15 protein-coding genes and 2 pseudogenes are annotated in these 13,399 nt (G+C 38.8%); 9 read left to right on the top strand and 8 right to left on the bottom strand.

The genetic code is table 11. The features are described 5' to 3' along the window. Positions 1–206: 206 nt before the first annotated feature. From CLNEO_RS13275 to CLNEO_RS13285, 3 genes are all read right to left on the bottom strand, one after another. Positions 207–998 carry an electron transfer flavoprotein subunit beta/FixA family protein gene (locus tag CLNEO_RS13275; RefSeq protein WP_066090079.1) on the bottom strand — a complete coding sequence of 264 codons (792 nt, stop codon included), beginning with the start codon at positions 996–998 and terminating at the stop codon, positions 207–209. A 65-nt stretch (positions 999–1,063) separates the two neighbouring features. Beyond that, positions 1,064–2,203 (bottom strand): acyl-CoA dehydrogenase family protein, encoded by a 1,140-nt coding sequence (locus CLNEO_RS13280; protein ID WP_066090082.1) that lies wholly within the window; start codon positions 2,201–2,203, stop codon positions 1,064–1,066. Positions 2,204–3,372: 1,169 nt separating this feature from the next. Then, a complete protein-coding gene (locus CLNEO_RS13285) occupies positions 3,373–3,750 on the bottom strand; it encodes a hypothetical protein (RefSeq protein ID WP_157723589.1) in 378 nt (125 codons plus the stop codon). 238 nt (positions 3,751–3,988) lie between these two features. On the opposite strand from CLNEO_RS13285, the gene CLNEO_RS13290 reads away from it, so the two are divergent. The 4 genes and pseudogenes from CLNEO_RS13290 to CLNEO_RS16695 all read left to right on the top strand — a co-directional run. Then, on the top strand, positions 3,989–4,519 hold the full coding sequence (locus CLNEO_RS13290; protein WP_066090088.1) for a biotin transporter BioY: 531 nt from the start codon (positions 3,989–3,991) through the stop codon (positions 4,517–4,519). Positions 4,520–4,716: 197 nt separating this feature from the next. Beyond that, positions 4,717–4,986, top strand: coding sequence for a spore coat associated protein CotJA (locus CLNEO_RS13295; RefSeq protein WP_066090091.1), 270 nt, complete (start codon positions 4,717–4,719; stop codon positions 4,984–4,986). Next, positions 4,973–5,257 carry a spore coat protein CotJB gene (locus CLNEO_RS13300; RefSeq protein ID WP_066090094.1) on the top strand — a complete coding sequence of 95 codons (285 nt, stop codon included), beginning with the start codon at positions 4,973–4,975 and terminating at the stop codon, positions 5,255–5,257. Before CLNEO_RS13295 ends, CLNEO_RS13300 begins: the two co-directional genes overlap by 14 nt. After that, a pseudogene (locus CLNEO_RS16695) lies at positions 5,258–5,350 on the top strand (manganese catalase family protein); the annotation flags it as partial. It abuts the gene before it with no gap. A 181-nt stretch (positions 5,351–5,531) separates the two neighbouring features. Here the strand turns inward: CLNEO_RS16695 and CLNEO_RS13305 are convergent. Then, on the bottom strand, positions 5,532–6,224 hold the full coding sequence (locus CLNEO_RS13305; RefSeq protein WP_242864215.1) for a cysteine hydrolase family protein: 693 nt from the start codon (positions 6,222–6,224) through the stop codon (positions 5,532–5,534). A 399-nt stretch (positions 6,225–6,623) separates the two neighbouring features. Between CLNEO_RS13305 and CLNEO_RS15965 the strand changes: the two genes are divergently transcribed. The 3 genes from CLNEO_RS15965 (at position 6,624) to CLNEO_RS16145 (ending at position 7,458) form a co-directional block, all read left to right on the top strand. Next, entirely contained in the window at positions 6,624–6,785 is a 162-nt protein-coding gene (locus tag CLNEO_RS15965; protein ID WP_157723590.1) for a DUF6774 domain-containing protein, read from the top strand. 197 nt (positions 6,786–6,982) lie between these two features. After that, positions 6,983–7,195, top strand: a complete 213-nt coding sequence (locus CLNEO_RS13310; protein ID WP_066090097.1) for a cold-shock protein — start codon at positions 6,983–6,985, stop codon at positions 7,193–7,195. A gap of 122 nt (positions 7,196–7,317) precedes the next feature. Then, positions 7,318–7,458: a hypothetical protein gene (locus CLNEO_RS16145; RefSeq protein ID WP_164493072.1), complete on the top strand. Its 141-nt coding sequence runs from the start codon at positions 7,318–7,320 to the stop codon at positions 7,456–7,458. 293 nt (positions 7,459–7,751) lie between these two features. Here CLNEO_RS16145 and CLNEO_RS13315 read toward each other — a convergent pair whose 3' ends face one another. Further along, positions 7,752–7,946: a hypothetical protein gene (locus CLNEO_RS13315; RefSeq protein WP_066090101.1), complete on the bottom strand. Its 195-nt coding sequence runs from the start codon at positions 7,944–7,946 to the stop codon at positions 7,752–7,754. 351 nt (positions 7,947–8,297) lie between these two features. On the opposite strand from CLNEO_RS13315, the gene CLNEO_RS13320 reads away from it, so the two are divergent. Both CLNEO_RS13320 and CLNEO_RS13325 read left to right on the top strand, forming a co-directional pair. Continuing rightward, positions 8,298–9,761, top strand: a complete 1,464-nt coding sequence (locus tag CLNEO_RS13320; RefSeq protein WP_066090104.1) for a recombinase family protein — start codon at positions 8,298–8,300, stop codon at positions 9,759–9,761. 31 nt (positions 9,762–9,792) lie between these two features. Then, positions 9,793–10,293: pseudogene (locus tag CLNEO_RS13325) on the top strand (manganese catalase family protein); the annotation flags it as partial. Between the two features lie 156 nt (positions 10,294–10,449). On the opposite strand, the gene CLNEO_RS13330 reads toward CLNEO_RS13325, so the two are convergent. The 3 genes from CLNEO_RS13330 to CLNEO_RS13340 all read right to left on the bottom strand — a co-directional run bounded on the left by CLNEO_RS13330 (position 10,450) and on the right by CLNEO_RS13340 (position 13,181). Then, entirely contained in the window at positions 10,450–11,676 is a 1,227-nt protein-coding gene (locus CLNEO_RS13330; RefSeq protein ID WP_066090108.1) for an aspartate kinase, read from the bottom strand. A gap of 15 nt (positions 11,677–11,691) precedes the next feature. Then, on the bottom strand, positions 11,692–12,594 hold the full coding sequence (gene thrB, locus CLNEO_RS13335) for a homoserine kinase (protein ID WP_066090110.1): 903 nt from the start codon (positions 12,592–12,594) through the stop codon (positions 11,692–11,694). Between the two features lie 143 nt (positions 12,595–12,737). Then, positions 12,738–13,181, bottom strand: a complete 444-nt coding sequence (locus CLNEO_RS13340; protein ID WP_066090314.1) for an ACT domain-containing protein — start codon at positions 13,179–13,181, stop codon at positions 12,738–12,740. Positions 13,182–13,399 lie beyond the last annotated feature (218 nt).

A 13,399-nucleotide genomic window follows, 5' to 3' on the forward strand; every position in this document is an offset into this window, starting at 1 on the left:
CATGACCTAACAGGACTGCTACTACTTCGTCCTTGAGGTCTTCTTTCAATCTTGTGGATTCGCCGACCAATTCCAGACCTACGTTCTGAACTTTGCCGCTTCTTTGTTCAATAACTACAAAAATACCTTTACTCATTGTAGGGTTTCCTCCTTATATTCCAAATTTAGTATATAGTTCTTTCTGCTCGATAATAGTTGTTTGCAAATTAGATGATAAACTTAGCTTCCAACTTGTCGATAATAGCCTGAACTGCCTCTTCTGCGGACAAATCTTTCAGAATTGTACCAGCGCCCTTAACTTCTTTCGTGAAGGACTGATATACGTTTGTAGGGGAACCCTTTAAACCGATCATGTCAAGTTCAAGATCATCTTTCAAATCTTCAAAGCCTAAAGTCTTAACGTCTTTTTCATAAGCTTCAACGATACCTCTTACTGACATGTATCTAGGTGTAGCCAATTCAGCGATTGCTGTCAACAAGCAAGGTGTTTTGATTTTGATGATGTGATATCCATCTTCAAATTGTCTTTTTACAACAACATATTCTTCTGTAGCTTCCTGAACTTCTTCAACATAAGAAACCTGAGGAACCTGCAATTTTTCACCGATCTGAGGACCAACCTGCGCTGTGTCACCATCGATAGCCTGACGGCCTGTGATAATAATATTATAGCCAATTTTCTTCAATGCAGCTGCCAAGATGCCGGAAGTCGCATAAGTATCAGAACCGCCGAATTCTCTAGCGGAAACCAAGTAAGCTTCATCACAACCCATAGCCAACGCTTCTCTTAAAGCAACGTCTGCCTGAGGAGGTCCCATGGATACAACTGTTACTGTGCCACCCAATTGTTCTTTTAACTGAAGCGCAGCCTCGATACCTGTTTTGTCATCATGGTTAATGATAGAAGGTACACCGTCACGAATCAGAGTGCCTGTCTTAGGATCAATTTTAACTTCAACTGTGTCTGGTACTTGTTTAATACATACAACGATTTTCATTATAGTTGTTCTCCTTCCAAAATATAGTAGTATCTCGCTTCGTATCTAGATTCAGAAACTATTTATCAAACCTTCATTGCACCGGAGATAATCATCTTCATAGCTTCGGATGTACCTTCGTAAATTTCTGTAATCTTAGCATCACGCATAGCTCTTTCTACAGGGTATTCGCGGCAGTAACCATAGCCACCAAGCAGCTGAACACAAACTCTTGTTACTTCGTTAGCTACTTCAGAGCCAAACAGCTTGCACATAGCTGCCAAAGGAGCATAATTTTCATGATTGTCTTTTGCTGTTGCTGCTCTCCAAACCATCAATCTAGCAGCATCAACCTTTGTCTGGCATTCAGCAAGCTTGAACTGTGTGTTCTGGAACTTGTTGATTGTTTTGCCAAACTGCTTTCTTTCTTTAACATATTTCATAGCTTCGTCGATAGCGCCCTGAGCGATACCTACGGACTGAGCACCAATACCGATACGGCCGCCAGCAAGACCTGTCATAGCAATCTTGTAGCCCTGACCTTCTTTACCAAGCATTCTGCTTGCAGGTACTCTTACATTTTCATAAGCAACTTCACAGTTGGAAGCAGCTCTGATACCCATACGTTCAATATTTTCACCTACGGTAATACCAGGCATTGTTCTATCCAAAACGAATGCGGACATACCCTTAGGGCCTTTTGACTTATCTGTCAAAGCAAAAACAACAAATGTATCAGCAAAGCCGGAGTTTGTTGTAAAGATCTTTGTACCGTTGATGATGTAGTCATCTCCGTCCTTAAGAGCTTCTGTACGAACGCCGGAAGCGTCTGTACCAGCGCCGGGCTCTGTCAAACCAAAACAACCAACCTTTGTACCATCAACCAATGGTCTTAAGAATTCTTGCTTCTGTTCTTCTGAACCAAATTCGTTAATACAAGAGCAGCAAAGGGATGTGTGTACGGAAAGAGTGATACCTGTGGATGCATCAACTTTAGATACTTCTTCCATAGCCAATGTGTAAGTCAGAACATCTGCGCCCTGGCCGCCGTATTCTCTGGAGTAAGGAATACCGAACATACCAGCCTTCTGCAGTTTTGCTACAAGGCCCTGATCATATACTTCAGACTCGTCCATATCCTTAGCTATGGGTTTGATTTCTGTTTCAGCAAATTTTCTGAACAACTCTTGCTGAAGCACTTGAGATTTTGTTAATTTGAAATCCATTTAATATTCCTCCTATTTTTAAAAAATTTTAAAATAATCGATGCGGGCCATCGACTATTTTATTAATAGCCTACAACTTCCTTTTACGCTGCCGCCAGACATCTGCACCATTCTTTTTCGAGTTGCTTGCGCAACAATAAAAGTCCTGCCGCTTGTCCTTCATGAATATACCATTTTTGTTTAAAAAATGTCAACCCATTTGTTAATAAATATTACATAAAAAATGGCGACGTTTTATGGTAATACCGCCGTATTTTTGGCCGCATTATCATTTAGTAAACCACAAAAGCTATATCGCAAGTTGCACTTCAATAAAATACATATATCCCGCTTTCCTTGCTTATGTTGCCATAATTCCTATGATCCATGTGTTGCAAAATTTGTATTTTACAAATACAGCACCGCATGTCCGTTCTAATACTTAGTATGCAAGATATATGCTCTAAAAAAGTACACATCCCCACAAAGGTACGTGCAATCCCCACTTTCTTAGTCCTTCTTCACTTTACACTATTGTCTTTTCTATGTCAATATATTTCGCATAGAAACAATTATTTTTCACAATCTATTGTCTTACAACTTCTAGTCAATACTACCAAAATATTTTTTGCAGATTCTCACCTTTTTTTAATCTTAAAAAAACGTTAAACTTTACTGGATTCTCAACCATTTTTCAATCTCAAAAGACAAAAAAGGATGCCGGCAATACCTTATTATTTTTAATACAGCAATTTTCAAATGCATATTGAAAAACGAAAAAATTAACGAAAAACATGTTCAAAAGCTGACAGATTGATATTTTTTTTTGTAAATTTGCTTTGTTTCGGCTCTGCCTTGTCTTTTTTTTAACCGAAATATTTATTACTATTTTTCTTTATAATATTACGTCCGGCCCTTAAATTTTCATTCCAAAGCAAGTTTGTATCCATACCCCTCCACATAGCAAAGAATGGTATCCTTCAACTCTTACATCAACACATTTTTTTGTATAAGGCTGCTGCCACTTCATTTTCTAAACCATTGAGCTGGGGTAAGAACTGGAATAATTAAGTCTTCATAATAAAACAATAGGGAAAAATATGACTTACGGTCCAAATTCTATAACCGACACGAAAGTATCCTTGAAAACTTAATAATTAAAGAAGCATCCTAATACAAATGTAGAGTTTTTAGGTTTCATCAGCTTTGTAGGGCAAATCTATCCAGTCATCAAAATCAGGATGCTCAATTTTATAATCATATGTTTGCCCGCCAGGATAAACCAGCTGATCTAGCATAACAGCTCTCACTAGGCCAATTCCCAGAATAACTGTTAAAGCAATACCTATCCCAAAATAAATCAGTCCCGCTTTTGCTAAATTTCTTCTATTTAAATTTCCATGGCTGTCAAGGGCCCAAATTAGCAAAAAAACAATATTTACAACCGGAATCATTAAAATTAACCCAATAAACATATAATCCCCTAAAGATAAAGGATCATACATGCCAAGCTTAGAAAAAGCGCTCTGCTTTTCAATATCTTCGTTCTCATTTTTATTTTGTATCAATAAACTACCGCAATTTGTGCAGTAAACATCTTCTTGTCCAACCTCTTGTCCGCATTGATAGCATTTTCTACACATCAAAACCATCCTTCCAAATAAACTTACTTTATTCTATCATAATTTGCTGATTTCGTCTTTTATTTTTCTATGTTTGCAATTGTAAACCATAATTTAAAATTTGGTTGACAAATGACAGTGCCCAGTTTACAATCCATACAAAACACACGAAAGGGAGATCACTATGAAAACAAAAGAATTAACAAAAATTGCACTTATGACAGCCATAATTTGTATTTTAGCCCCAATTAGCATTCCCCTTCCCCTCAGCCCAGTGGCATTGACCCTTTGCACCTTTGCCCTTTATTTGTCCGTCTATATTTTGACTCCAAAACAAGCGATTGCAGCCACTGCTTTGTACCTTTTCATCGGTTCCATTGGTATCCCCGTCTTTTCTGGCTACACTGCAGGTTTCGCCAAATTTGCCGGCCCCGGCGGCGGATATTTAGTTGGTTATCTTATTTTAGTCGCAGTTAGTTCTTTTTTCGTCAGCAAATTTCCAAATTCCTATGCAATGCAAATGTTTGGTACCTTTCTTGCCACTATAATAACTTATACCATAGGGACATTTTGGTTGGCAAAAGTAACAAACGCGGGCTTTTTTGCTACGTTACCCATGGGTGCATTCATTTTTCTTCCTCTGGATATTGTTAAAATTATTTTGGCTTGTGTTGTAGGTCGAAAAACACAAAGATACCTAAATGCAAATTTATAACCTAGAATTTGTTGTTGTTTACATAATAAACTCTCCTGCACAGGCATCTACAGCTTGTGGGGAGTTTTGCAAAAAACATAACTTTTTGTCTATCTTGTCACCCATATAGGATAAGTGTATCTTTTTTTAGGCCTTGCACTTTCATACAAAACCTCCATATCATATTATTGTAAAAATAAAAAAGGAGGCTTTTCTCTATGAAGGAAATGTGCACTGACTTCGTTTCCAACAAATATCCCTCTGTTGGGCAAATGCCTGAACGAAAAATTCCTGAATATAATGGTATCATTGAAGAATCCATGGAACTAGCACAGGCTTACGTCCCATTTCAACCATTCACCACTCCTTTGGGTCAAACGCAAAGTCTTGTTTGCGGAACAGCATTTTATGACCTAATTGTGCCTTATTGTTCAGGTTGGCACCTATATCGATTTGCTAAGGGAGGTTTAGACGATGACGCAAGATAACATGTTGACAAAGTTAATGGAATTGGACTTTATTTCTCTCGACTTAGGTCTTTTTTTAAACACTCACCCAGACAATGCCGAAGCAATTGATTCATATAATCAGGTAATCACCGCGGCAGACGCACTTCGTTTAAAATTTGAAGATGCCTATGGCCCACTTTGCTCCTTCCGCAGCTATGCAGCCGATACAAGTCAATGGCAATGGAAAGACAATCCTTGGCCTTGGCAAAAAATAGCCAATGTAACTTTGGCCGGAAAGGAGTGCTTGTAAATGTGGATTTACGAAAAAAAATTAGAATTCCCGGTTAGTATTAAAAAACCTGATGCTCGGTTGGCAAAAATCATGATTGAACAGTATGGGGGTGCTTACTCCAATAGGGTATAACTTTTTATCTGTAAATCCCCCCTGCGCCGTTTCCGTATAATGGTTGCTTTTCCTTTTTCTCTCAATCATTCACACTCATGCCCTGATTGAATTGAGCCGATTTGGTATTTTACATAGGATCAATTTGATTTTTCTACAATCCATGCTTTTTTTAAATCTTTCACCAGAAATCTGTCCAAAAATGTTTTTCCGTAAAGGGTTCCGGGGCATGATTGTCCTGCAACATTTCTCTATGAACTTGGTCATGTTGATCTGGTACATTCTTGGTGCTATAACGTTCAAATTCAGTGCAGCTCATAATCGCAGCTCCCATTCGCTGAAGATCATCAATATTCGCCTTTTGAATCTCCGCCGTCTGGGAAGAGCAACAGTCTTCCAGAATAACCACATTATATTCCAAGGCATCTGCATCAAAAGCTGTCGTCCGGATACAATTCGGGGTTGTGGTTCCAATGAGAATTACCGTCTTTATTTCCAGTCGGCGCAGAATTAAATCCAGCTCTGTATGAAAGAAAGCACTCCACCGAGGTTTAATTATGGTATAATCTCCCGAAATAGGCTTCATACCCTCCGGCGCCTCCGCACTATCAAATCCTTTTGATCCGGGCGTCATGGCGCGACCGCCGGCTTTCCATTTTTCATAACGTGTCAACTCTACGTCACTGCCATCTGTGCGATAGATCCGCTTTACAAAAAAAATTGGGATTCCAATAGATCGCGCCGTACCGATTGCCTTTATACAATTAGGAACAGTTGCTGCAGCCCCATGAATACAATGGGCACTTTTGGGTTCAATAAACCCATTTTCCATATCTATGACAATTAATGCAGCGTGTGTTGGATTTTCTTTCAAAGCTTCGTCCCCCTATAATTCTTAAATTTTGATTAATCAAAGCTGTAAGTTGTAAACATTCCATCTTCTCCAAAAAATACTTCCAATGTAAAATCGGTTCAAAATAAACCTGTCTTATGTTTTTATAATTATATACTATTCTTTTAATTATTTCCACCTAATACCTTTCAAGCTATCTTTGTCTAGCCACCGCATCTCCCCACCTGTGCTGTCAAATCTGAGAGTCGAAAGCTTCATACTCGGGAAACACCACAATGAAATATGGTAAATCGTCTTTTTGATAAATTTTCAGCTGCTGTTTCCTATCATCTTACCCTTCTCCCAAATGCGCCAAAAATAGCCGAGCACTTTTGGTTTTATTTTCTCTTGCTTCTTCATATATTACATAGAGGTGATTTCATGGAAAACTGCCCCGATGTTGTATCGATCACAATACTTGCCTGCAAAATATCCGAATTTCTTCCCGACAACGAATTAGAAAAGCTTTCGGCGGACTTAGATTTATTGAGCGATGCCATAAGTGCCATTTTGGTACGCAGATCCACAAATAAAAATGAATAATCAATTTTTTCCATATGTCAAAATTTAATTTATTTTTTTTAAAATTTTATTTGACATTTCATTTTAATTGGTGTATACTAAACGTGTTTCGTATGTATGATTATTCGCTCTTAAGTTCTAGTCGATAATTAATGTCGACTACGATTTAAGAGCTTTTCTTATATGACCGAGATAAAATTTTTTAGGAGGTACTGATTATGAATAACGGTACAGTAAAATGGTTTAACGCAGAAAAAGGTTTTGGATTTATCACACCCGACAATGGTGGAGATGATGTATTTGTACATTTCTCTTCCATTCAGTCCAATGGATTTAAATCCTTAAACGAAGGACAGAAAGTATCTTTTGATACAGAAGCTGATCCTAAGGACAGCCGCAAAACACGCGCTGTTAATGTTTGCGCAATATAAACCTTTACAAGGCCACTCTTCGGAGTGGCTTTTTCATTTTACTTATATTTTTTAAAAATTTTAATATGTCAAAGGAACATATTTTTATCCCTTCTGGTTATTATAAGTCCGAGGTGAATAAAATGGATGAAAAGAAAAGACAGCCCACAATAGACGGCGAAGTTGAAAAACCCATCTCCAAATCATACCCTGTAATCGATACAGACCTAGCGAGGGACAACATGGAAAACAATATGCCCGCTGCAGATCTGCAAGACCTATAAAACCAGAGGTGATAAAATGCAGAAATTTTCTAATATGTACGAATTGTTTAAAAACGATTCAAACGCGAAACACTACTTTGATAAACTACCCGATTATGTGCGCGAGCAAATAAGCTCTCGGGCAAATGGCGTTAACTCTTTTGAAAGCCTAAAAGATTATGCGGAAAACCTACTTCGTGGAGATGACTAATTAAGGAGCTTCGGCTCCTTTTTTACTGTTGGGTATTCCCGTTGCTTTCATAAAAATATCTTTTCTTATCAATAGACTTGTTCGGCATATAGGACTTGGCCCATTATTCGATACCTATATCAGCTTCCGTCAGGTCAAAAAATTCCAATTCATAGCCCTCTACCCTTGCAGCAGCCTGCAAACCTCTTCGATTTAAGCGAATTCCTAGCTCCATTTTTTCATCTGATGACAATGTATTATAAGGTACTGTTTTATCTTTCATGCAAACGTATATATTGACTTTAAGTGGTTTTTGCATAGCTAACACCTCCTGTTTCATGGTATGTTCCACAAGAATTGTCCTATGCGAGGATTCATTCAAGCAAAGCCTAGGCATTTTTTCCACAATCCATTCTTTTTCATAGCCTTTTTATGGGCTACATAAGAGATACCTTCTGCTGACAGCCATATTGCGTGTTTGATACAGAAATGACCAAAACAAGCGTTGTTGGCAAGGCAATTATTAAATATTGTAAAATAAAATATCCCCAAACCCCTACCAACAAAATAAATGTACAACGATCATACCGTTGTACACTCCGCCCCAAAAAGCAAATTTTATCATAAGACCGCTTTATTTGCCATACAAAAAAAATAAAGGAGGTTTTTTATGGTTATTGCTGCTGCTTATATTCGTGTTTCTACAGATGAACAAACCGAATACTCACCTACTGTACAACTGGAAGATATTCTTTCTTATGCTGAAAAAAATGGTTTCCTTATCCCTAAAGAATTTATTTTTAAGGATGAAGGGATTTCAGGCCGAAGCGCAGATAAACGCCCCGGCTTTCAAGAAATGATCCGTCAAGCAAGAAAGAAGCAGAATAAAATCAAATGCATCATTGTCCATAAGTATGACCGTTTTGCCAGAAATAAAGAAGATGCCGTTCTATATAAGGCATTACTCAAAAAAGACGGTGTAAAAGTAATTTCCGTAAAAGAACCCATTCCACAAGATGATAAATTTGCAGTCATTTATGAATCCATGCTTGAAGCTATGGCTGAATACTATTCCCTTAATTTAGCAGAAGAAGTAAAAAAAACCATGGCAAAAAAAGCCCAGCTGGGTGAATATCAAGCATCCCCCCCCTTCGGCTACTCCATGAAAAATAAAATCCTCACCCCCATTGCAGAAGAGGCGGCCATGGTTCGCTTTATTTTTGAGGCTTACGCCTGGGGAAATGAAAGTATGTTTTCCCTTAGCCGACACATGAATCAAATGGGTTTTCTTACCCATCGCGGCGGAACTTTTGAAAACAGGACAATTCAATATATTTTGAATAACCCCGTTTACAAAGGCTATTCCCGATGGACACCAAGCGGGCCAATTTGCAGAGATTTCAGCAACCCCAATTGTGTGATTGCAAAAGGCACTTGGGAACCGTTGGTTTCCGAAGCACTATGGGAAGCCGCTGCAAATAAAATTACTAAAGAAAAGAAAACTCATTACTCCCACAAGCGCCCGGAAACTGAAGGGAAACATTGGATCAGCAGCATGATTAAGTGTTCCTCCTGTGGTCGCAGCCTTGTCATTTCTACAAAATATAAAAAAGGGGAAGCGTTTCATTTACAATGTGGTGGCTATAACCATGGACAATGCCCTGTGTCCCATTCTCTTTCTACAAATCGACTTTTTCCCGCTCTCTTTCAAGCACTGCATGAAGCAGCCATGGGAAAAGGGACGCCGCAAAAGTATCATATACATAGGCTCAATTTAGAAATAGATAAAATTCAACCACTGGAACATATGATAAATAAAACAAAAGTAAGAATGACAAAAGCAAAAGAAGCATACCTTATGGGCATTGATACCTTGGAGGAATACAGTCAAACCAAATTAGCAGTGGAGGCAGAATTGCAACTATTATCAGAAAGATTAAACACAGCAAAGCAGAAACAATGCGAGCCCCTTGATTATTCTGCCTTTTCTTCCCAGCTGCTAGATATAATTTCCATACTACAGGATGAAAATGTAAGCATGAGGACTAAAAGAGCCATATTTAAAACGGTTGTAGAGAAAGTAATTTACAATAAATGCAATGACAGCTTAGAGCTGTTTTTAATTTATGAATGATGGTACCCTATTGGAATAAGGGGGACCAGATGGCGAACTTGGGGCATCCTTACGCTATCTCAGCCAAAAATTCACAATGGTAACTCCTGAGGCAAAAGCCACCTTAAATGATATTGCAACCGAAGAATTTGCTCATGCAGAAATGATGGGAACCATTTTCCATCAGTTAACCCAAGGCCTAACCAAGGATCAAATTATCGATTCCGGACTGGATGCATATTATGTAAATCATGGTCTGGGTGTTTATCCCGTATCCGCAGCAGGCGTTCCCTTTAGTGCTTGTGCATTCCAATCCAAAGGTGATCCTATTACGGATTTATATGAAGATATGGCAGCAGAGCAAAAAGCCCGCAGCACCTATGAATATCTCATCGATTTAACCGACGACCCTGATGTATTGGCACCCCTTCGTTTCTTACGGGAAAGAGAGGTCGTTCACTTCCAGCGTTTCGGTGAAGCATTGGATATCGCACGAGATCATTTAAATCAGCAGCATTATTTCTTTATGAACAAATATGGCTGTAATGACTAAAAACACGTACCCTACACATGGTCAAAATCCCTCTGACCAAGTAAGTCTTGCTGTTTATTGAAATAATCTCCGGTGACCTCCCAAAAATTCTCAATCATATTAAAAAGGTATCCTCAATCAATTAGGATACCTTTTTTATCAATTGTTTTTTATCAATTAATTCTTTCTCATATTTACAGAAACATTTTTAAACTTATCATGAACTGCTATCATTGCAGTATCAATATCTTCTTCTGAAATCAAAACGGTAATCTTAATTTCGGATGTAGAAATCATCTGAATATTTACACCAGCGTCATACATTGCTTCAAAGAACATAGCGGCAACACCGGGGTTTGAAGCCATACCTGCACCTACAATAGATAATTTCGCAACATTGTCATCATGCTGAATGGCTTCTGCTGTTAATCTTTCCTTACTGTCTTCCAACGCCTTTAAGGCAATATCCAAATCGTCCTTGCCAATGGTAAAGGAAATATCCTGTCTTCCATCACGACCCGTTGATTGAAGAATAATATCTACACTAACCTTTTCTTTGGCCATTAATGCAAATACTTCAAAAGCCTTACCAGGCTCGTCCTTAACACCTATGATAGAAATACGGGATACATTTTTATCTGCTGCCACACCGCTAATGAGCATTCTCTCCATCTTACATTCCTCCTTCACCTGTGTACCTTCTGCATCTGTCATACTGGAAAGCACTGATAACTTTACATTATATTTTTTCGCCACTTCAACGGAGCGACAATGCAGAACCTTCGCCCCTAAAGATGCTAATTCCAGCATCTCATCATAGCTGATTTCATCAAGTTTTTGCGCATCCTTCACCACTCTTGGATCCGCAGTATAAACACCGTCAACGTCGGTATAAATTTCGCAAACATCCGCATTTAAAGCGGCTGCCAAGGCTACCGCAGATGTATCGGAACCACCTCTGCCCAAGGTTGTCATATCTCCAAGGGTATTTACACCTTGAAACCCTGTCACAAGAACAACATTGCCTCTTTCCAATTCATTTTCGATACGCTCTGTTTGAATTTTACGAATTCTTGCATTGCTATAATTATTTGTTGTTTCAATACCAACCTGCACGCCATTTAATGAAATAGCTCTGCCACCCAAAGCATTAATTGCCATTGCCATTAACGCAACAGACTGCTGCTCTCCAGTTACCAAAAGCATATCCATTTCCCGCCTGCTTGCTTTCGGGTTAATTTCCTTTGCCTTCGCAATCAACCCATCCGTCGTTTTTCCCTGGGCAGACAAAACAACAACCAAATCGTTACCTTCCTCTTTTGCTTTCAAAATTCTTCTGGCAACATTAAAGACTCTCTCTGCATTGGCAACAGAACTGCCGCCATATTTTTGCACAATTAACATCGTTCTTTCCTCCTGTTATTCTGTCTCTACCTTTGCACCCTCTAAATCCGCCTTTAAAAGCGTCAACTGCCAATGGTCGGGAAGGGTTTGCAAATATTCAGACATTTCTTTTTGGAACTGTTCAGACTGTTCCTTTTTTACCATAGCCATGAGCGTAGAGCCGGCACCACTTAAATAGGAAGCCAAAGCTCCATACTCCTTCGCCTGTTGAAAAATCCGCCCCATATTGGGAATCAACTGACTTCTATAGGGTTGATGGATTTTATCCTCCATAGCCATGGACAGATTTTCAAGCTTACCGCTCATCACGGACGCTACTAATAAAGCCCCTCTGGATACGTTAAACACAACCTCTTTGCGAGAATATCCTTCGGGCAATACCCCTCTGGCCTTGGCTGTGGAAACAGGGAACTCTGGTACCATAATAGCAAAAACCAAATCCTCAGGCAAATCAAGGCGCACATGCATCATTTTTTCTTCATCCTGTGCACCAACAACCATACTACCGAAAATAGCAGGGTTGGAATTGTCGGGGTGCCCCTCAAGCTTTGCAGCCATTTGAGCAAGCTCCTCTTTATCGCAAGGTCTGCCTGCCAATTCATTGGCTGCAATCAAGCCGCCAACAATACAAGCCGCACTGCTGCCCAAACCCCTGACCATAGGAATATAATCCTCCTGAATCAGGTGCACTCCTGGCATTGTAAGATCCTTTTGATCATAAAAATACTTCATGGTTTGATAAATCAAGTTGCTTTCATCCATGGGGATTTCAATTTCCTGTTTACGCTTTACTTCAATACGCAGTCCTTTTGGTATTTCCTCAACCCAAAGATGGTTATATAATTCCAACGCAACACCGATGCAGTCGAAACCTGGCCCCATATTTGCCGATGTCGCAGGAATCCTAATATGTATCATAATGCTAACCTCCACTTCTTACAACAATTATATATGGTACAAATCAAAAAATTACAATATTTCATTGGAAAAATTGGGCAAAACAAAGCTCCCCCAAGAGGAGCCTTAAAAATCAATTTTTTTGATACATGAATCAATAAAATTTATTCTCTACCGATAATCCTCAATGACTGCACTCCTTGCAGCCCTTCAATTCGGTTAATCAAGCGACTGAATTCCCCCTGCATCACATTTGTTTCAATGGTTATGGTAACATTGGCGATGCCATTAATGGGAATTGTTTGATTAATCGTCAAAATATTTGCACCTTCTGTGGCAATACCATTTAAGGCAGCCGACAGCAAGCCGGGAGTATTATCTAGGTTCATAGAAATCGTAACTGTTTTGCCTCTTGTGTTTTCATAAAGAGGGAAGACAGCATCCCGATATTTATAAAACGCGCTTCGGCTGATCCCCACTTTGCTCACAGCGTCTTGCACCGTTTTTTCTTTTTTACTTTCTAAAAGGTTTTTGACTTCCATCACCTTTAAAAATATTTCCGGCAATACACTTTTATCCACAATAAAAAAATTTTTATCTTCCTTCACTTTTTCTCCTCCTGTTTTTTTAGCAAAAACATTTGTTTTCAATACAAGGAATATAACATATTTTATATTACTTTTCAACAGTAACCGCTTAAAATATGCACAACTTTTTTGAAATCTGTCTTTTGCACAAAAACAAATACCCCTTTGTATCCATACAGTGCAAATTGCTAAAGTATTTTCCTCATTTCATGTTTCATTTTGCCCTTTTTTCTGTTAAA

Source organism: Anaerotignum neopropionicum (genome assembly GCF_001571775.1).
Classification (GTDB): Bacteria; Bacillota; Clostridia; order Lachnospirales; family Anaerotignaceae; genus Chakrabartyella; species Chakrabartyella neopropionicum.